This is a genomic window from Acidiphilium multivorum AIU301, from assembly GCF_000202835.1.
GTDB lineage: Bacteria > Pseudomonadota > Alphaproteobacteria > Acetobacterales > Acetobacteraceae > Acidiphilium > Acidiphilium multivorum.
Genome location: NC_015186.1, coordinates 1,323,725 through 1,342,441, shown reverse-complemented (window position 1 = coordinate 1,342,441; position 18,717 = coordinate 1,323,725). Strand labels below are relative to the sequence as shown.

Annotated in this window: 23 protein-coding genes and 2 tRNA genes; 10 read left to right on the top strand and 15 right to left on the bottom strand. The window is 69.3% G+C overall.

The annotated features are described in order from the left end of the window. Positions 1-2: 2 nt before the first annotated feature. Complete coding sequence (locus tag ACMV_RS05900) at positions 3-578, top strand: TetR/AcrR family transcriptional regulator (RefSeq protein WP_013639848.1); 576 nt, start codon at positions 3-5, stop codon at positions 576-578. Positions 579-617: 39 nt separating this feature from the next. Continuing rightward, positions 618-1,514, top strand: a complete 897-nt coding sequence (locus tag ACMV_RS05895; protein WP_007423307.1) for a LysR family transcriptional regulator — start codon at positions 618-620, stop codon at positions 1,512-1,514. Between the two features lie 13 nt (positions 1,515-1,527). Here ACMV_RS05895 and ACMV_RS05890 read toward each other — a convergent pair whose 3' ends face one another. Further along, positions 1,528-2,925, bottom strand: coding sequence for an aminotransferase-like domain-containing protein (locus ACMV_RS05890; RefSeq protein ID WP_013639847.1), 1,398 nt, complete (start codon positions 2,923-2,925; stop codon positions 1,528-1,530). A gap of 244 nt (positions 2,926-3,169) precedes the next feature. Here ACMV_RS05890 and ACMV_RS05885 point away from each other — a divergent pair, with 244 nt between their 5' ends. The 7 genes from ACMV_RS05885 (at position 3,170) to ACMV_RS05855 (ending at position 9,031) form a co-directional block, all read left to right on the top strand. Next, positions 3,170-3,622 carry a DUF983 domain-containing protein gene (locus tag ACMV_RS05885; protein ID WP_231844494.1) on the top strand — a complete coding sequence of 151 codons (453 nt, stop codon included), beginning with the start codon at positions 3,170-3,172 and terminating at the stop codon, positions 3,620-3,622. Next, the gene (locus tag ACMV_RS05880) at positions 3,619-4,173 is read left to right on the top strand and encodes an HPP family protein (protein WP_011941690.1); all 555 of its coding nucleotides are present in this window, start codon (positions 3,619-3,621) and stop codon (positions 4,171-4,173) included. The genes ACMV_RS05885 and ACMV_RS05880 overlap by 4 nt, the downstream gene beginning before the upstream one ends. A 119-nt stretch (positions 4,174-4,292) precedes the next feature. Next, the gene (locus tag ACMV_RS05875) at positions 4,293-5,684 is read left to right on the top strand and encodes a methyl-accepting chemotaxis protein (RefSeq protein ID WP_231844493.1); all 1,392 of its coding nucleotides are present in this window, start codon (positions 4,293-4,295) and stop codon (positions 5,682-5,684) included. 55 nt (positions 5,685-5,739) lie between these two features. Beyond that, on the top strand, positions 5,740-6,417 hold the full coding sequence (gene aat / locus ACMV_RS05870) for a leucyl/phenylalanyl-tRNA--protein transferase (protein ID WP_007423019.1): 678 nt from the start codon (positions 5,740-5,742) through the stop codon (positions 6,415-6,417). A 180-nt stretch (positions 6,418-6,597) separates the two neighbouring features. Further along, positions 6,598-7,437: an ABC transporter substrate-binding protein gene (locus ACMV_RS05865; RefSeq protein WP_007423018.1), complete on the top strand. Its 840-nt coding sequence runs from the start codon at positions 6,598-6,600 to the stop codon at positions 7,435-7,437. Positions 7,438-7,442: 5 nt separating this feature from the next. After that, complete coding sequence (locus ACMV_RS05860) at positions 7,443-8,267, top strand: amino acid ABC transporter permease (RefSeq protein ID WP_013639844.1); 825 nt, start codon at positions 7,443-7,445, stop codon at positions 8,265-8,267. Continuing rightward, complete coding sequence (locus ACMV_RS05855; protein WP_013639843.1) at positions 8,264-9,031, top strand: amino acid ABC transporter ATP-binding protein; 768 nt, start codon at positions 8,264-8,266, stop codon at positions 9,029-9,031. The genes ACMV_RS05860 and ACMV_RS05855 overlap by 4 nt, the downstream gene beginning before the upstream one ends. A 59-nt stretch (positions 9,032-9,090) precedes the next feature. On the opposite strand, the gene ACMV_RS05850 is transcribed toward ACMV_RS05855, so the two are convergent. The 5 genes from ACMV_RS05850 to ACMV_RS05835 form a co-directional block, all read right to left on the bottom strand. Next, positions 9,091-10,128 carry a carbohydrate kinase family protein gene (locus ACMV_RS05850; protein ID WP_013639842.1) on the bottom strand — a complete coding sequence of 346 codons (1,038 nt, stop codon included), beginning with the start codon at positions 10,126-10,128 and terminating at the stop codon, positions 9,091-9,093. 7 nt (positions 10,129-10,135) lie between these two features. Continuing rightward, positions 10,136-11,122, bottom strand: a complete 987-nt coding sequence (locus tag ACMV_RS05845) for a beta/alpha barrel domain-containing protein (protein ID WP_007423014.1) — start codon at positions 11,120-11,122, stop codon at positions 10,136-10,138. 281 nt (positions 11,123-11,403) lie between these two features. Further along, the gene (locus ACMV_RS20785; protein ID WP_154653533.1) at positions 11,404-11,544 is read right to left on the bottom strand and encodes a hypothetical protein; all 141 of its coding nucleotides are present in this window, start codon (positions 11,542-11,544) and stop codon (positions 11,404-11,406) included. Beyond that, complete coding sequence (locus ACMV_RS05840; protein WP_007423013.1) at positions 11,528-12,091, bottom strand: hypothetical protein; 564 nt, start codon at positions 12,089-12,091, stop codon at positions 11,528-11,530. Before ACMV_RS05840 ends, ACMV_RS20785 begins: the two co-directional genes overlap by 17 nt. An 80-nt stretch (positions 12,092-12,171) precedes the next feature. Continuing rightward, entirely contained in the window at positions 12,172-12,396 is a 225-nt protein-coding gene (locus ACMV_RS05835; RefSeq protein ID WP_013639841.1) for a hypothetical protein, read from the bottom strand. Positions 12,397-12,659: 263 nt separating this feature from the next. Between ACMV_RS05835 and ACMV_RS05830 the strand changes: the two genes are divergently transcribed. After that, entirely contained in the window at positions 12,660-13,589 is a 930-nt protein-coding gene (locus ACMV_RS05830) for a glycine betaine ABC transporter substrate-binding protein (RefSeq protein ID WP_013639840.1), read from the top strand. A gap of 51 nt (positions 13,590-13,640) precedes the next feature. On the opposite strand, the gene ACMV_RS05825 is transcribed toward ACMV_RS05830, so the two are convergent. The 9 genes from ACMV_RS05825 to ACMV_RS05790 form a co-directional block, all read right to left on the bottom strand. Further along, on the bottom strand, positions 13,641-14,753 hold the full coding sequence (locus ACMV_RS05825; protein ID WP_013639839.1) for a ShlB/FhaC/HecB family protein: 1,113 nt from the start codon (positions 14,751-14,753) through the stop codon (positions 13,641-13,643). A gap of 159 nt (positions 14,754-14,912) precedes the next feature. Continuing rightward, a complete protein-coding gene (locus ACMV_RS05820) occupies positions 14,913-15,143 on the bottom strand; it encodes a hypothetical protein (protein WP_231295355.1) in 231 nt (76 codons plus the stop codon). Beyond that, the gene (locus tag ACMV_RS21795; protein ID WP_256379477.1) at positions 15,140-15,262 is read right to left on the bottom strand and encodes a hypothetical protein; all 123 of its coding nucleotides are present in this window, start codon (positions 15,260-15,262) and stop codon (positions 15,140-15,142) included. Before ACMV_RS21795 ends, ACMV_RS05820 begins: the two co-directional genes overlap by 4 nt. Then, positions 15,246-15,788 carry a hypothetical protein gene (locus tag ACMV_RS05815; protein ID WP_007423126.1) on the bottom strand — a complete coding sequence of 181 codons (543 nt, stop codon included), beginning with the start codon at positions 15,786-15,788 and terminating at the stop codon, positions 15,246-15,248. The genes ACMV_RS21795 and ACMV_RS05815 overlap by 17 nt, the downstream gene beginning before the upstream one ends. Before the next feature lie 702 nt (positions 15,789-16,490). Next, positions 16,491-16,567 (bottom strand) — tRNA-Arg (locus ACMV_RS05810). A gap of 52 nt (positions 16,568-16,619) precedes the next feature. Further along, on the bottom strand, positions 16,620-16,931 hold the full coding sequence (locus ACMV_RS05805) for an ETC complex I subunit (protein ID WP_007423125.1): 312 nt from the start codon (positions 16,929-16,931) through the stop codon (positions 16,620-16,622). A gap of 26 nt (positions 16,932-16,957) precedes the next feature. Continuing rightward, positions 16,958-17,031 (bottom strand) — tRNA-Pro (locus tag ACMV_RS05800). Between the two features lie 47 nt (positions 17,032-17,078). After that, a complete protein-coding gene (locus ACMV_RS05795; protein ID WP_013639837.1) occupies positions 17,079-17,564 on the bottom strand; it encodes a DUF192 domain-containing protein in 486 nt (161 codons plus the stop codon). Positions 17,565-17,583: 19 nt separating this feature from the next. Further along, positions 17,584-18,678 carry an acetoin utilization protein AcuC gene (locus tag ACMV_RS05790; protein ID WP_013639836.1) on the bottom strand — a complete coding sequence of 365 codons (1,095 nt, stop codon included), beginning with the start codon at positions 18,676-18,678 and terminating at the stop codon, positions 17,584-17,586. Positions 18,679-18,717 lie beyond the last annotated feature (39 nt).

Genomic DNA, 18,717 nt, shown 5'->3' with positions numbered 1-18,717 from the left:
CCATGCGGACGATCAACCAGCGCGCCGACGTCGTGCCGCTGCTGGGCGAGGTGTTCCGCGAGTTCGGCTACGAGGGCGCCTCGCTGAGCCGGATCACCGGGCGGACGGGCCTTGGCAAGGGCAGCCTCTACCACTTCTTTCCCGGCGGCAAGGAGGAGATGGCGCAGGCGGTGCTCGCCGATGTGGACGCCTGGTTCGAGCGCCACGTCTTCGCGCCGCTGCGCGACGAGGCGCCCGAGGTTGCGCCCGGGGCGGCCATCGAGGGGATGTGGGATGCCGTGACCGCCTATTTCCGGTCCGGCGCGCGGATCTGCCTGGTCGGCGCCTTCGCGCTCGACGGCACGCGGGACCGGTTCGCCGATGCCGTCTCCGGATATTTCGTCCGGTGGATCGCGGCGTTGCGCGACGCGCTGGTGCGGCGGGGCTGGGCGCCGGCCGAGGCCGCCGCCCGCGCCGAGGAGGCCGTGCTCGGCATCCAGGGCGCCCTCGTGCTGGCGCGGGCGACCGGCGATCAGGCGGTGTTCGTCCGGGCGATCGAACGGCTGCGGCTCCGGCTGCGGCCGGCGGCGCAATCGTGACATGACAGTTTCGCGCCGGCGCGGTAGGGTTTCGCGGTCATGAAGGACATCGCCGCGCTGAAGCTCTACACACGGGTCGCGCGCCTCGGCAGTTTTTCGGCGGCGGGCAGGGAGAGCGGCATGTCGCAGCCGCAGGTCTCGCGCATGATCGCCGAACTCGAACAGGAACTCGGCGCCAGGCTGCTGTCGAGGACGACGCGGGCGGTGGTGCCGACCGAGGCCGGCAAGGCGTTCCTCCTCCGCATCGAGGCCATTCTCGCCGCGCTCGACGAGGCCGGCCAGAGCGTGCGCGAGGGCGGCGAGTTCCACGGCATGCTGCGGCTCAGCATGCCGACGAGTTTCGGCATCCATGTCGCGATTCCGCGCCTCGCCGATTTCGCGGCCCGGCATTCGCGGCTGCAGATCCACCTCGAACTCGACGACCGGCGGCAGGACCTGGTGCGCGAGGCCGTGGATGTCGCGATCCGGATCGGCACGCTGCCGGATTCGGCGAGTGCCACCGCCCGGCAGATCGCGCTGGTCTCCCGGGTGATCGTGGCCTCGCCGGCCTACCTGGCCGCGAATGGCGCGCCGGCGCGGCCCGAGGATCTGGCGGGCCACCGGATCATCGGCGGCGCCGCCGCCACCAACCCCCTGGCCTGGACCTTCGAGCGCGACGGCGAGCGCATCGCGGCACGGGTGCAGCCGCAGTTCACCACCAACGAGAACGAGGGGGCGATCGTCGCCGCCATCGCCGGGCTCGGCATCACCTCGACCGGCGAATGGGATTGCCGGCGGGCGCTGGATGATGGCTCCCTCGTCCGCCTGCTGACGGACTGGACGATGGCCGATGTGCCCGTCCACGCCTATTTCCCGATGGGCCGGAACACCCGCGCCGCGGCGCGCGCGCTGATCGACCATCTGCGCGAGGGGATCGCGGCGGACGGGCGGGGCTGATCCGCCGTGCCGATCAGACGATGATGTCGGCCAGCGGCGGCGGCGCGGCGAGTGCCGCGGCGACGGCCTCCAGGCTGGTGCGCAGCGCCTCGCGCGTGGCCGGCGCGCCGAGGCCGAGGCGCACCGCCTCCGGCGCGGTGCCGGCGGCGAAGGCGTCGCTGCCGACGGCGCCGATCCCGGCCGAGCGCAGACGGTCGATGAAGGCGCTGCGGGTCCAGGGCGGGTCGAGGGGCAGCCAGGCGTGAAACGCGTCCTCGGCGGTGCGCAGGCCCGCCTCCGGCAACAGCGCGCGCAGGATCTGCCGGCGCGAAGCGGTTTCCCGGCGGATCGCCTCGCGCACCGCCTCCGCCGTGCCGTCCCCGATCCAGCGCGTCGCGATCGCCGCCGTCAGCGGCGAGGCCATCGACGTGGTCGCCCGGATCGCGGCGGCAAGCCGGTGCGCGGCCGCGGCGTCGGGCGGGACGACATAGGCGAGGCGCAGCGCCGGGGACAGCGATTTCGCCACCCCCGCGATGTAATAGGACAGGGAGGGCGCGAAGGTGGCGAGCGGCGGCGGCGCGCTGCGCGGCAGCATGCCATAGGCGTCGTCCTCGACGATCGCGATGCCCTGCGCCGTCGCGATGGCGGCGATCGCGGCGCGGCGGTCCGGGGGCATCGTCGCGGTCGTGGGGTTGTGCAGGGTCGGCGTGCAGTAGAGCAGCTTCGGCCGGTGCGCGCGGCAGGCGGCCTCGAAGGCGTCGGGCAGCAGCCCGTCCGCATCCATGGCGACCGGCACCAGGCGAAGGCCGCGATGGGCGGCCAGCGCGCGGAAGCCCGGATAGGTGAGATCCTCGACGCAGACGGCATCGCCAGGCGCGGCGAGCAGGCCGGCGATCGCGAGCAACGCGCCCTGCGCGCCGGGGCAGAGCAGCACGCGCTCGGGCGGCAACGGGCCCATCCGGTCACGCAGCCAGTGCGCGCCGGCGGCGCGGTCGGCCATGGCGCCGCCGATATCCTGATAGCGCAGCAGCAGGTCGAGCCCGGCCTCCGCCCCGAGCGCCGTGACATCCCGCCAGAGGCGCGCCGCCAGCGCGGGATCGTCGAAGCACGGCGGCAGGTTCATGCTCATGTCGATCAGGCCGCCGGCGGTGGCGGCCGCGCGCGGCGGCGGGATAATCCTGACATAGGTGCCGAGCCCCACCCGGCCCTCGATCAGCCCGCGGCGCGCGGCCTCGGCATAGGCGCGGGTGACGGTCGTGAAATCGATCCCGATCGCGGCGGCGAGGCGGCGCTGGGTCGGCAGGCGGTCGCCCGGCTTCAGGGCGCCGGACCGGATATCGGCCTCCAGCGCCGCGGCGATCGCGAGATAGATCGGCCCGTCCGGCTTGCGGATGTCCGGCAGCCAGGCGGGGGGCGTGTCACGGTCCGTCATGGTCCGGCTCTCGTTCCATATATATGTATCCCCGCTTTCTTACCCCCGCCCGTGGCCTGAGGCAATCGCGGCGTCCCTTATCTTCTGCCATGCCGCGCTGGCGGGCCTTCCTCGGGTCATGCGGGAATCGCCGTGCTGCTGCCGGCATCTCCGCGTTGGTTCCCGGCAGGAAAGCATATATATGCCAATCCATCGATATTGCATGGACGATTGCCATAGCGAGATCCATGCGGCGGAGACAGACATGACCCAGCTGACGGAACCGGCGGCGAGCGCCCCCGGCATGGCGCGGCGGCCCCGCGCGCGACTCGATGTGCCGTGGACCACCGTGCTCGGGCGCGGCCTGGCGATGCGCTGCCCCTCCTGCGGCGAGCGCCCGGCATTCGACGGATACCTGCATGTGCGGCCGCATTGCGAGGCGTGCGGCGCGCCGCTCGGCCGGGTGCCGTGCGACGACGCGCCGCCCTACCTGACGCTCGTCGTCGTGCTGCATGTCGTCGTCGCGGCCGCGGTCATCCTCGACCGCGGCGGCAGGATGCCGTCCTCGACGCTGCTCGAAATCTTCCTGCCGCTGACCCTGGCGCTGATCCTCCTGCTGCTGAGGCCGATCAAGGGAGCGACGCTGGGCGTGCTGCTCAAGGTCGGCATCCTCCGGCCGGCGCCGGCGGCGACGGGCGCGGGTAGCGCGGGCGCGTGACGTTCGCGCGGCGCGGCGGGTTCGCCTCGCTCGGTGCCATCACGCGGCAATGGGGCGCGCCGCACCGCCCGCCGCTGCCCGGCATCGTCTGGATCGGCGGGCTGCTCTCGGCGCTGGCCTGGCTCGGCGGCCGCCATCTCGGCCTGTTGCTGATCCCGCCCTTCGCCGCCACCATGACGATCGTGCTGTGCCTGCCGGATGCCGCGGTGGCGCAGCCTTTCGCGGTGATCGCCGGCTCGACCCTCGGCACGCTGATCGGCACCGCCGCGGCGGCCGGACTGGGCCCCGGGCCGCAGACCGCGGCGCTCGCCGCGGTGGCGGCGCTGGCGGTGCTGCCCCGGCTGCGGGCCTATCATCCGCCCGGCGTGGCGCTCGCGCTCTATCCCGCGCTGCTGCATCCGGGGCCGTGGTTCGCCGCCGCGGTGGTGCTGCCCTTCACCCTCGCGGTGGTGGCTTCGGCGTCGCTGCTGAGCCGGTGGGTGGCATCCTGGCCGGCCTATCCGCTGCCGCTGCGCCCGCGCCAGAGGTGCATCGCGCGCATCGCGAGGTAAGGTTTCATTAATGATAGTGCTCTAGCCCGGGCGGCGAACCAGCTTGCCATGGGGTGCCGCCGACCGTGTTCAGCATCAGGAAATCCAAAGACGCTCTGCCGCTCTCGAAGGATGCGGGCATGTTGCTTGCCGCGCTGCAACAGATCAGCGTTCCGCTGTTCGTGCTCGGGCGCGACGGCGCCGTGGTGTTCTGGAATCCCGCCTGCGCCGAACTGACCGGCCTTGCCGCCGCCGAGGTGATCGGCACGAAGGAGCACTGGAAGGGATTTTACCCGGCGCCGCGCCCGTGCATGGCGGATCTCGTGCTGTCGGGCAATGGCGGGCAGGCCGGCCAGCTCTACGCGCAGAACAGCGGCGGGCAGGACGGCCGGATGAGCGCCGAGAACTGGTGCGACATGCCGTTGACCGGCCGCAGGCGCTATCTCGGAATCGATGCCGGGCCGATCCGCGATGCGGAGGGGAACACGGTGTTCGTGGTCGAGACGCTCAAGGACATGACCTCGGCGAAGCAGGCGGAACTGGACCTCGCCGCCGAGCGCGAGCGGGTGATGGGCGCGCAGGCCGCCGTCGTCACCGCGATCGCCGACGGGCTGCGGAACCTCTCGGCGGGAATCCTGACGTTCCGGATCACCAGGGCCCTGCCGGCGGAGTATGAAACGCTGCGGGTCGATTTCAACAACTCCATCGAGAAGCTGCAGCGAACCCTGTCGCGCATCGACCAGGACGCGCAGCACGTCCTGGCGGCGACCGACGAGATCGCCCGCGCCTCGGGCGACCTGTCGCAGCGGACGGAACGGCAGGCGGCGAGCCTCGAACAGACGGCCGCCGCCGTCGAGCAGATCACCGCAACGGTCCGCACCACGGCGCAGGGCGCGGCCGAGGCGGGGGCGGCGGTCAGCCAGGCGGAGGCGACGGCGCGGCATTCGGCCACGGTCGTCGAGGACACCGTGGCGGCGATGAACCGGATCGAGACCTCCTCGAACAAGATCACCAACATCATCGGCATCATCGACGAGATCGCCTTCCAGACCAATCTCCTGGCGCTCAATGCCGGGGTCGAGGCGGCGCGCGCCGGCGATGCCGGGCGGGGCTTCGCCGTCGTCGCCACCGAGGTCCGCGCCCTGGCGCAGCGCTCGGCCGACGCGGCGCGGGAGATCAAGTCGCTCATCCTCGCGGCGTCCGGCGAGGTCAAGGCCGGGGTGAACCTCGTCGACGAGACCGGCAAGGCGCTGCAGCGGATCGGCGGGGAAATCGGCACCCTGAGCCGCCTGATGGGCGACATCACCGCCTCGGCGCGGGAACAGGCGACCGGGCTCGCCGAGGTGAACGCCGCCATCAGCGAGATGGACCATGTGACGCAGCAGAACGCGGCGATGGCCGAGCAGGCGACCGCCGGCTGCCGCAACCTCTCCGAGAAGGCGTCGCGGCTGTCCGGCCTCGTGGGCGAATTCCGGATCCGCCAGCCGGGCGAAGCGGCCCCGGCCGGCGCGGACGCGATGCACGCCGCCTGAGCAGCGCCGCTGCCGGGCCGGTTGTCCGCCCCCGCGTTTCGGACCATCATCGGCCATGGACTCGCCACGTTTCGAACTGACGGCGGACATCCTGCTGCGCGCCTATCGGTTCGGCCTGTTTCCGATGGCCGAGCGGCGGAATGCGGCGGACCTGCATTTCCTCGATCCCGAGCGGCGGGGCGTGCTGCCGCTGGAGGCGTTCCACCTGCCGCGCCGGCTCGCGCGCACGCTGCGGAACACGAGCCTCGACATCGTCTCCGACCGGGATTTTCCCGCGCTGATCGCCGCCTGCGCCGCACGCCGGCCGGTGCGGCCGGAGACCTGGATCAACGAGGAGATCGAGCGCCTCTTCGTCGACCTGCACCGGCGCGGCCATGCGCACAGCGTCGAGGTCTGGCAGGGCGGGGAACTCGTCGGCGGGTTGTATGGCTTGGCGATCGGCGGCGCCTTTTTCGGCGAGAGCATGGTCTCGCTCGTGCGGGATGCCTCGAAGCTCGCGCTGGTGCACCTCGTGGCGCGGCTGCGGCTGGGCGGGTTTTCATTGCTGGACACGCAGTTCCTGACCGCGCACCTGGCCCGGTTCGGCGCGTTCGAGATCGGCCGCGCCGCGTATCACGCGCGCCTTGCCGAGGCGGTGGCGCGGCCGGCGCGCTGGATCGCCGATCCGGCGCCCGCCGTCATCGAGGCCGAGATCGCCCGCCTGCGGCTCGCGGAGACCGACACCGAAGGGTGACAAGGCGCCGGCCGCCACCAATCCGGGCCTCGGCCCTCCCTTCCGGCCGGGCCGGGAGCGGTCTATCCTGCCATGCTGCGGTCATGCATGGACCGCCGAAGCGGGAACCGCCATAAGGGCCATTAACGGGTGCGAACCCGAAACAGCAAGACACGATCACAGGAAGAACGGGAGACGGACATGTTGCGTGCGGCAATCAGCAAACTGTCGGCAAGACGGCGTGGGGCGAGGCTGGCGGCCGCCGGCGCCGCGGTCCTGCTGGCGCTGCCGGCGGCGGCGTCCGGCGCCGTCCCGAACGGCATCAAGCTCGTCAATCCGGGTCACCTGACGATCTGCACCCATCTGTCCTACAAGCCCTTCGAGTATATCAACAAGGACGGCAAGGTCGTCGGTTTCGATGTCGACATGCTGGATCTGCTGGCGAAGCGGCTGGGCGTGAAGACCCGGATCATCAGCATCGACTGGAACCAGGTGACCTCCGGCGCGGTGTTCGCCGCCAATCGCTGCGATGTCGCGATGGGCGCGGAGACGATCACGCCGGAACGCGCCAAGGCGGTGCTGTTCTCCGATCCGTATTTCGACGCGACGCAGGTTCTCCTGGCCAAGAAGGGCTCCGGCGTGCACGGCCTGGCCAGCCTCAAGGGCAAGCGGTTCGGCGTGCAGGTCAACACCACCGGGCAGATCTACGCCGACAAGCGGGCCGCCAAATTCGGCTACACCACGGTCATCTTTCCCGACCTGATCGCCGAGGCCTCGGCCGTCAGCGTCGGCGCCGTCGCGGCGGCGATCAACGATAACGGCCCGATGTACGAATACGCCAGGACGCATCCCGACACCCATGTGGTGGCCGAGTTCGATACCGGCGAGCACTACGGATTCGCGTTCAAGAAGAACAGCGCCAACGCGACCCGGCTGGCCGGCGTGCTGAACACCGTCCTCGCCAAGGCCAAGAGCGACGGCGAATACAACAAGATCTTCAAGACGTGGTTCGGCCAGATCCCGCAGGACGTCAAACAGTAAGGCGGATGAGCGGCGACGCCGACCGGCCGGCGGCGCGCCGGCGCGCAAGCCCGCGGCTGCGGGCGAGGCGGTCCAGGATGGCGCAATACGCCATTCTGGCCATCGTTCTCGCGCTGGCGGCCGAGTTCGCCAAGTGGCGCGAGATCGGACGCACCTTCTTCGAGCCGCGGCTGATCGAATTCACGATTCTCCACGGCCTCGCCAACGCGCTGCTGAACACCGCGCTCTATACGGCCGGCGCGTTCGTACTCGGCCTCGTGCTCGGCCTCGTGCTGGCGCTGATGCGGCTGTCCCCGGTCGCGCCCTATCGCTGGCTGGCGACGGTCTATATCGAATTCTTCCGCGGCCTGCCCTCGCTTGTCGTGTTCATCGCGTTTTCGCTGCTGCCGCTGGCCTTTTCCGGACTGACGATCCCGTGGTCGCCCTACGGCACGGTCTGGGTCGCGCTCGGCGTCGTCGGCAGCGCCTACATGGCGGAGACGATGCGCGCCGGCATCCAGGCCGTGCCGAAAGGCCAGGTCGAGGCGGCGCGCTCGCTCGGCATGTCCTCGGCGCAGGCGATGCGCAAGATCGTGCTGATGCAGGCGCTGCGGCTCATGGTGCCGCCGCTGACGAACGAGCTGATCATGCTCATCAAGGATTCGTCGCTGGTGTTCGTGGTCGGGCTGTCGGCCGGGCAGTTCGATCTGACGGAATTCGGGCGGTCCACGGCCAATACCAACGTCAACATCACGCCGCTCGTGGTGGCCGGGCTCGGCTACCTGCTGATCACGCTGCCGCTGTCGATGCTGGTGCGGCGGATGGAGGTATCGCGGGTGACGGGAGCATGAGCGGCGTCGATCCAGGCCGGACGGTTGTGAAGATCGAAGGGCTGCACAAGCGATTCGGCCAGAACCATGTGCTGAGGGGAATCGATTTCAGCGTCGCGCGGGGCGAGGTGGTGTGCATCATCGGCCCGTCGGGGTCGGGCAAGTCGACGCTGCTGCGCTGCATCAACCTGCTCGAACGGCCGCAGCAGGGCCGGCTCGAGGTCAATGGCGAGAACCTGCTCGACCCGGATTGCGACATCGATGCGGCACGCCGGCACATCGGCATGGTGTTCCAGCAGTTCAACCTCTTTCCGCATCACACCGCGCTGGAGAACTGCATCGTCGCGCCGATGACGGTGCTGCGCCTGACGCGGGCGGCGGCGGAGGCGACGGCCCGCGCCAATCTCGAGCGCGTCGGCCTCGCCGACAAGCTCGGCGCCTATCCCGCCCAGTTGTCCGGCGGCCAGCAGCAGCGGGTGGCGATCGCCCGGGCGCTGTCGATGGAGCCGGCGCTGATGCTGTTCGACGAACCGACCTCGGCACTCGATCCCGAACTCGTGGGCGAGGTGCTGACCGCGATGCGGCGACTGGCCGAGGCCGGCATGACGATGATCGTCGTGACCCATGAAATGGCGTTCGCCCGCGAGGTGGCCGATCGGGTCGTGTTCATGGATGCCGGCACGATCATCGAGCAGGGGCCGCCGGACTCGGTGATCGGCGCGCCGCGCGAGGCGCGGACGCAGAGCTTCCTGCGCCGCGTTCTGAACCCGGTTCACCTCGACTAGAGCATCATCCGATCCTTCTGGATCGGATGTAGTGCTCTATCTTGTTGATAATCAGAGCATCAGCCGAGACCGGTCAGCTCCTCCCGCCATCCCCACCGGCACGCGATGTCGAGGCAGTCCTGCCAGGTTTCGATCGCATCGGTCGTGCCGATGCTGCGCAGCGAGACGGCCGCCGCGGCGTGGGCGAGGGCGAGGGCGCGCGCGGTCTCCCAGCCCTCGTGAAAACCGTAGAGAAAACCTGAGGCGAACGCGTCGCCGGCACCATTGGCGCCGGCGATCTCCGCCTCCGGCACGCGGACCGACGCCTTCGCGGCAACCGTTCCGTCGCGCGCGACCGCGATGGCGCCGCGCGGGAAATGCACGGCCACGAGCCGCATCGCGCCGCTGGCCAGAACCGCGCGCGCGGCGCGCAGGCACGCCGCCGTGTCGGTCTCTCCATGGTCGCATGTCGCCATGCCGGCGATCGCGCCGATCTCGACGTCGTTGACCACCAGCAGATCGAGTTCCGGCAGGCAGGGCCGCACCAGCGCGGCGAGGCGTTCGGCCGGAACGCTGCACAGTTCGAGATTCGTCAGCAGCCCGGCCCGCCGCGCCTTGCGCAGGGTCGCGACCCAGCCGTTCGCGGCGTCGCCCCAGGCGCCGTCCATCCGCGCGTGGATGCCGGGCAGGCCGAGATGCAGGATGCGGCCGCTGGTGGCGGCGAAGTCGAAATGATCGGGGGTGAGCGCATCGGCGGCGCCGGCCCGGAAGATGTGCGTCCGCCGTCCGCTCCGGCGCGAGGTGTAGGCGTCGGTGAACTGCGTCGGCGCACCCGCGACGACGGTGAGCCCGGTTGCGTCGATGCCGTGCGCCGCGGCCGCGGCATGCAGCAGGCGGCCGTTTTCGTCATCGCCCACCACGCCGATGGTCTCCACGGGCATGCCGGCGTCGAGCCGCCGGATGCCGAGGGCGAGGTTGCACGCCGAGCCGCCGCCGCGCGCCTGTTCCTCCAGGATTTCGACGAGGCCGTCCTCGCCCGGCCAGAACTCGACCACACGGTTGCGGTCGACGCACCAGGTCCCGCCGGTGACGAAGCCACGTCGCGCCATGTCGCTCATGGGCGCGTCAGTGCTGCCTGAGGGGGGCTTCCGTGATCAGCAGGTCGTCGGCGAGCGGGCGCGTCGGCGCGATCCCCTGTGCCTGCAGCGTGCCGTGATAGGCCTTCACCGCCTCCTCCGGCGAGACCGCGCCGCTGGCGACCTCGCGCATCAGCGACACTATGGCGAGCGGATCCTCGGCGAGGTTGATCTTGCGGCCGAACAGCGCGACGCGCGCGCCGTACCGTTCCGCCTGGTGCAGCAGTTCGAACGTGTCGCGCGTGGTGCCGGCGCTGCCGCCGAGCACGCCGACGATCAGCGACGGATCGTACGACGCCAGCTCCTCGAGCGCTTTCGGGCCGTTATAGGGGATCTTGAGGAATTGCGGCCGGTCCGCCTGCATCACGCCGGCGAGGCAGCGATGAATGCAGTCATTGACGTAGAAGGGGATCTGTTCCGGGTCGATGCCGCAGGCGATGTTCGGGTTGAACACTTCGAGGAAATAGGTGAAGCCGGCCGCCCGCGCATCGGCGCGGAACGCGGCGAACGCGTCCAGCGCGGCGAGGTCGGTCTCGATATCGTTGCAGAACGTCATCGAATACAGGCCGAGATCGGTGAGGCGCGCGGCCTGGGCGAGGTCGGCGGTGCGGAACGGACGCGACGCCGCAAGGTGATAGGTGGCGCCGCGCATCCGCCAGATGTCGGTCGTGTCGTTCGCGCGGATGGCGGGTTTCACCGCGCTGCCGGCGAACGTGCCCTGCGCCGCCAGCACTTCGAGGTTGGAGGCCGAGACGAGCATGATATCGACGATGTCCTGCGCGACGATCGCCCTGACCTGGTCGAGGAACTCGGCCCTGGTGCGGTGGCGGGTCCAGCTGCCGTCGCGCTCGCGCTTCGGCCCCGCCGCGGTGATGCTCGGTCCCATGTCGCCGTCCTTCGCATCGGCGATGATGAAGTCGCTGGGCCGGTACTTCCCCGCGCGGATCCGGGCGAGCTTGGCATCGAGGCGGGTCATCGTGGCTCCTGCTGGTTGGCCGGGATCAAGTTGCAGCGATCGTCCGGCCACCCTCTGCGCCGCATCGGCTCGGTGCGGCGCGGCAATGACCGGCGTCGGCCATGCTATTGCGCGCCGGGGGGCGAGACAAGCCGAGCCGCCCCGTATGTTCCGGCGCCTTCGCCTCCCGAAACCTCTCTAGAGCATCATCCGATCAGATGGAGTCATCTGATCGGATAAAGATGCTCTGGTTATCAACAAGATAGAGCACGACATCCGATCCATCAGGATCGGAACGTGCTCTACACCCGCAGCGCGAGCAGCAGCATCAGCGCGGCCACCACGAGGGGGACCAGCCCGAACACCCATACCGGCAGCTCGCCGCCTTCCTTTCGCGGCGGCGTCCGCGGCGAATCCCGCCGGCTCTCAGTTGGTCGAGGCATGGTGCTGTCCCGTCTCCGTGCTGTCCGCATCGCCGCGCAGCGGCCGTCCCGTCCACGCGATCGCGCAGATCTTCCTGCTCAGCGCATGGGCCTTGGTGAATCCGTCAAGGCTGAAGGCCGTTGTGGCCACGCCGTGCCGCCCGGTATCGACGCCCAGATACACCCGCTTGTACGCCTTCAGATCATGGATGACCGGCCTTGCCGCCGGCGCGAAGGCGATGGCGCCGCGCGTGCGGAAGCGGACCCGCCGCGGGCCGATTCGCACCGCCGGGTCGGCCGGCGCCGCCGCGAGCCCGTCGATGGCGGTCTCCGCCGCATGGCCGCGATGTTCCGCCACGATCAGCACGAGGCGCCGCCCGCTCCGTCCCTTCATGGGGCCCCAGACCGGGTAAGTCGCCGCGTAGCACACTTCATGCCGTCCCCGGCCGTCCCTGAGCACCATCCAGTGTCCGATCTCGGAGACGAAATGCGGGCGCCCCGCCGCCATGGCGCGAGCACCCGCTCCGAACCCCAAGACGATCAGGCAGATCGCGGCTTCCGTCCTCATGTCCCAGATGTCGCAGCACGGCGACGCCGCTCAAGGCAACGTCGCGTGATGCGCGGAAATGTGACGGGCGCCGCGCCCGATCATTCGTTGCCGCTGTTGCCGACCACCTTGTGCGCGAACGGCGCGTTCACCACCGGCTGCGACGGCCCGGTGAACGACGGGTAGGCCTGCCCGATCACGCCGGGAGGGGTCTGCGCGGTGATCGGCTGGGCCGGCATGTCGGGGATGCCCATGCCGGCAAGGGCGGTGCCGGAGACACCCAGCAGAGCGGCGGCCGCCACGGAAGCGATGATGGTCTTTTTCATTGTCAGTCTCCTGAACTTTCCGGATGTCCCGGCCTCACGACGGGGCCGTCTCATCCGCGATGTCCAGGATGTAGGCCTGTCGGATTCATCGTCCTAGAGCGATCGGGGAATAGGTTTGATAACTGCCGGAGATGAATCAACCCCCGCCTTCGCGCCGCCGCCGGGCACGGTTGCGTGATCGCGCGCCCCGCCCGCTTGGCAGGCCGCCTGCGGGCCGATAGCAGCAACCGGCGGGCCGCGCCCCGCTTGATGATGAGGAAACCATGCTTGCACGAACCCTGCGACTGTCCGCCCTTTGCGCCGCCGCCATCGCGATCGCCCCGGCCCCGGCGCGGGCGCAGCCGCCAGCCGCCTGCCGCACGATCCGCCTCGGCCATGGCGGATGGCTCGACAACCAGGTGCAGAACGCCGTCTTCGGCGCCATCGTGGCACCCTTCGGCTACCAGGTGAGGATCGAGCCCGCCCGCCTCAAGACGATCTACCATCGCCTCGCCGACGGCCGGCTCGACGTCTACCTGCAGGACTGGCGGCCCGATAACTGGATGTCATCGGTCACCGCGATCCGGGATTCCGATGTCGCCCGCAAGCGCATCGCCGTCGCCGGGACCGACCTGTCCGGCGCCCGCCACACCCTCGCGGTGCCGGCCTATCTCTACCGCGCCGGCCTGAAGGACTTCGCGGACATCCACAAGTTCGCCGGCCAGCTCGACCACACGATCTACGGCATCGAGCCCGACAATGTCGGTGACCGTCAGCTGCTGTCGATGATCCGCCACAACACCGACGGCCTCGGCGGCTTCCACCTCGTGCAGGCCGGCGCCGGCGGCATGCTGCGGGCGCTGGCGGCGAAGATCCGCCACCACGAGCCGATCCTGTTCCTCGGCTGGCAGCCCGACGCGATGAACGTCGAATACCGCATCCGCTACCTCGGCGGCGGCGCCGCCGCCTTCGGCCACGACCAGGGGGCGGCGCGAAGCCTGATCCTGACGCGCGCCGGCTACGCCGCGCAATGCCCCGCCATCGGCGGCCTGCTGCACCGCTTCCGCCTGCCGGTCCGGGCGGAAAGCCGCATGATGTATGACATCCAGGTCAAGCGCGAGGCCGTCGGGCCGGTCGCCGCGGCATGGATCGCCGCGCATCCGGCCTGGCTGAAGCGGATGCGCGCGCCACTCGCCTCTCCCGCGCGCGGCTGACCCGAGGCGGCTGACCCGAGGCGGCCGGGCCGGGCAGGGCAGGGGGCCGGCTCAGAACACCAGCGAGACCGCGAACCGTCCGAACGGGCGGTTGCGCGGCCCGTTGCCCGCGTTCAGCCGTTCCCAGCCGAGATCGGCATCGATCGACACCCGGCGGAACAGCCGCGAGCGCATCTCGACCCCCGCCGCCGTCATCATCGCGCGGCTGCCGGGCATCCCGGCGCCGGCCGGCTGCGCGGTGCGCGCGACATTCCAGAACACGCCGCCGCGCAGCATCCGCAGGCCGCCCGCCGCCCCGAGCGGAAACACCGCCTGCTGCCCGGCCAGCACGCCGCGGCTCGCCGGCGAAATCGGCGCGAGGGCCGGATCGGCGCTGGCGAGATCGCCGAGGCTGACGCGATCGGCATTGAACAGCAGGCCGTTGCCGTACTGGTCGCAAAACGCCGTGGTCAGCACGGCGCCCGCCGGCAGGGCGGTGCTGCGCGTCAGCGTCAGCCGGCCATAGGCGAAATCGGAGCGGGCGAGCCCCGGCGCGGCGGGGTCGAACCCGGCGCTGCCGCGCCCCAGCATCACCGTGCCGGCGAGGCTCGTCGTCCCGCCGCCATCGTGCCGCCGCCCGGCGCAGCGCAGCAGAACGTCGCGCTGCCGCCCACCGCCCGGCGCGAGCCAGACCGGCCCATACCCGAACCCGATATCCGACCGTTGCAGCCGCGCCCGCAGCGTTCCGCCCCAGGTGGCGCCGCGCCAGCGATAGGAAACGCCGGTCGTCATGGCGTAGCCGGCATCCGTCCTGTCCCCCTGGCGCCGCCGCGCCAGCCCGCCAGACACGCTGAGGCGCTCCCCGCCATCGCCGATGACGGTGTCGGTCAGCGTCGTCTCTTCATAGGCGCCGTAGGCGCGGTCATCGATGCCGTAGCTGACCTGCTGCCGGGCCCCGAACGGCGAGGTCAGGGTGAAGCCGTCATTGCCGCTGGCCGCATCCGCCGAATCGCGGGTGAAGCGCAGCCCGTCCGGCCGCGCGGGCATCGCCGCCGCCTCGGCCAGCACCGCCGAGCCCGACCAGGCGGCCGCCGCGGCCGGCCGCGCGTGGCCGATCACGGCCGCCGCCAGCAGGGCAGGCAGCAGCCACGGCCGGCGCGCCGGAGCGGCACAGGAAATCGTCATGGGCGAGCAACATTCGAACAAATCAGGAATGCATGATGTCTATATTATGGCGCCGCCGCCCGCAAGGGCGTTCCTCGCCCCGCCCTGGCGCCTCGCGGCGCGCCGCATGCCGGCCCGCTCCGTGATCGCCGGACCATCGTCCGACCGGAAAAGGATAACCTATTTATCAACGGGATAGAGCCCCGCATGCGATGCGGACGCGCCGGAGACCGCCCTGATCAGCAGGGCGAGATCGACAAGGGCGATCGCGCCGAGCAGGACGACCGTCAGCGCCATCAGCGGACGATCGTAGAGCACGACGCTTTTCGCGCTGATCCATTCGATCAGGGCGCGGAGACGGTGCCGCGGCGACGCCATCGCCTGATCGCCTCCCTCGGTGCGGACGTTCATGCCGGCCCGGCCCCGATCCTGCCGTGCCCGGCCATCGGCAAGGTCCGTCGTGTCGTCCCGATGCGCGTCATCGGCGTGCCGCGCCACGCCCGGCCGGCGGCATCAGTCTTCCCGGGCATGATCCATGATCTCCAGGCGGATCTGCACGCGGCCATCCGCCCTTTCGCACACCCGTCGCGCATAGGCATTCTGCTCGATGGAGACCGCCTTGCCGTTCACCAGCAGGAACCGGCCGCTGATCGGCTGGAACTGAAACCGGTCGATTTCCTTCCTGTTTATATATACGTCTTTTATGATATTTGAACTGTATGACATGTCGACAATGAAGCGGCATACCCGTGCCGAGATTTTGGAAATCAATATGCTGTAATGATTTATATTGTTTGAATTTACTGCAATATAAAGATGGCCATTATGGCTGTCCTGACTTTCGGCCGTATGTATGAATTGCCCCGTGTTGAATTCGGCATAATGAATGGCCTGATTGAAATACATCAGGCTCTTCTTGTTATTGAAACGGTAATTGGAAAGAAAGGAAATCCGGTTGACGTATGTATATTTTGCAAACGCCAGAATAAATCCGGACACCACCAGGCCAACGGCAAATCCAAACAGGACCCATTTTACGCGATAGACTATCGTCATCTCCGACCTCATTTTTGTTTATGGTTTTTATGATTTTTGTCGGAAAACTAGTCACAAATGATCAACAAAAAATTAACGGCTGTCTCTATAACTATCTCTTATCTCGTAATTAATACTTTCCTTATTTTTGTGTCTTTTGTCGCCCTTGTCGCGAATGCCCCTTGCACGGCCGCCCTTCGCGTGCGTGCGCATCGGGCCGGCGCGCTTCCCTGCCTGCCGTCGCGAACGGAACCGCGTTCGCTCCCGCACTTCGTTGCCACAGGGTGCTGCCGCCGTCACGGCCTTGCGCACCGGCCATCGGCCGGCGCGATGCGTAACCGTCTGTATCAAAATATAAACAATGATCACATTTTAATGAGACTAGTTGTAATTAATTAACCGATGTGTCATGAAAAATCATTAATCGACATGTAATTAGACGATCGAATTTCAGGACCCCTTTCTTTCAACGGCCTTGGTTTCAGAGATCCGCGTTCAGGGAGATCATTTCTGACGGTAAGCCCCGGAGAGATCCGGGGCTTTTTTTTTGCAACGCCGCAGCGGCCGCGCCGTTCCCGGCGCCGCGCACCCGGATACGGGCGGCGCAAACAATCGCATATCCGCACGAAGTTGGCCGTCTCGCGGCCCGCGAACTGTGCCCCGCAAGGCACGATGACGGAGCAGGGCAGGGGGATGAAACCTCACGCAACCCGTTGATAGAACTGGCGACCCTGGCGTGACTCGAACACGCAACCACCCGCTTAGAAGGCGGGTGCTCTATCCAGTTGAGCTACAGGGCCGTGCGGCGGCGAACATCGCCCAATTCGCCGCCGAATGCCAGACCGGGCCGCCTCAGTGCGTCCAGTTCGCCCGCCGGTCCGCGCGGAAATTGTCGGCATAGGCCTTGGGCCGCCGGTGCCGCTCGGTCGGGATCTCGAGATCGAAGGCGATGCCATGCTTCTCCGCATAGGCGATGGCCTCCTCGCGGGTCGCGAAGCTCAGCCGCACCTGGCTCGCCATCATGTCGCCGCTGCCGGTCCAGCCCATCAGCGGGTCGATCCGCTTCGCCATCGCCGGCTCGAACTCCAGCACCCATTCCCTCGTCTTCGCCCAGCCGGACTGCATGGCGGATTTCGGCGGCAGATAGATGCGGGCGCGATTCATGCGGCATTCCTCTCGGTCGGTCCGTCTCGGGGCGCCCGGATTCGAACCGGGGGCCTCTTGTACCCAAAACAAGCGCGCTACCAGGCTGCGCCACGCCCCGCACGGACGCTTGCTACTACAGCGCCTCCAAGGTGCGAGGCAAGCGCCTCACTTGTCGTCGCCGAATTGCGGCCCGATCACCTTGTCCCCGACATCGATGTCGTCCTTCGCGGTGATCCCGCCCTGCAATTCGATCGTCGCCGCCACCTTCACATGGCTGGAAATGATCCGCAGGCTCTGCGGCACCGTCTCGTTGGCGATATGCCGGATCGTCCCGTGCGGCCCGACGAACACCATGTCCAGCGGCACCAGCGTGTTCTTCATCCACATCTCGGACACCTGCGGCGGGTTCCACGGAAAGATCATCCCCTCGTCCGCCGCCACGCTCTTGCGGAACATCAGCCCGATTTCCTGCTGCTTCGGCGTCAGCGCCTTCTCCACCGTGAAGGTGAACCGCTTGCCGTGCTGGTTGACGATGGTGATCGTCTCGGTCGGCAGCTTCGCCTGCGGCCCGGTGATCGCCGCCGCGGCCACCCCGACGGCCGATCCGCCAGCAATCCCGGCCGCAAGGCAAATTCCCATCCAGCGTCTCATCGTCCTGCTCCTTGTTGCGTCACGCGGCGAGGCGGCGCACCTCGTCCCGCACCAGGCCCGCCTGCGGCGGATCGTCGAGGCGGGTGAGCCAGTGCGCCGGCCTCGGCCGCGACTGCCCGCGGAAATAGCTGATTCCCGCCAGCACGTCCAAGGCCGCCGGCGGCAGCGTCTCCGGCACCGCGTGCCCGTTCAGCACGCCCCACAACCCCGCCCAGGCCCGCCCGAGCGCATACGGGTTATACCCGCCACCCCCGAGCACGATCAGCCGCGGCGCCAGCCCGCGGATCGCCTCCAGCGCCGCCCACAACCCCCGGTTCGACAGCGCCAGCCGGCTCATCGGATCATCCGCCAGCGCATCCGCCCCCGGCAGGAACACGATCCCCTCCGGCCGCGCCGCCGCGATCGCCGGCACGATCCGCGCCTCCATCAGGAACGCCAGCTCCGCGTCGCAGAACCCCTCCGGCACGGCAAAATTGAACACCCCCGCCGCCGCGTCGCTCGTCCCCCCCGTCCGCGGCCACCGCCCCGCCTCATGCACGCTGATCGTCGTCACTCGCCCATCGCGCGCGAACGCCGCCTCCACCCCATCGCCGTGATGCGCGTCGAGATCGAGATAGACCAGCCGCTCCAGCCCGAGGTCGAGCCACTCCATCAGCGCCAGCACCGCGTCGTTGATATAGCAGAACCCGCTCGCCCGCGCCGGCCAGGCATGATGGTTCCCCGCCGCCGGCACATGCGCGACCCCGCCCTCCGCCGTCAGCCGTGCCGCCAGCATCGCGCCCCCCGCCGAGGTCGCCGGCCGCCGATACACCGCGCGATGCAACGGATTCCCCTCCGCCCCGATGCCGAACCGCGCCCGCGCCTCCGCCGGCACCTCCTGCGTCCGCTCCGCCGCCTCCAGCGCGTCGAGATAGGCCGGATCGTGAAACCGCTCCAGCGCCGCCCGCCCCGCCACCGGCGCCGTCCGATACTGCCCCGCCGCCAGCCACCCCATCGCCCGGATCAGATCCTCCGCCACCGGCGCCCTCATCGTCGCCAGTGGATGCGGCGGCGCCGCGATCGCCGCCCGATACACCTCCGCCCCGATCAGCACCGCCTTGCGCGTCCCGCTCATCCGCCTTGCCTACCCATCAAGCCCCGCCGTTGCTATAGG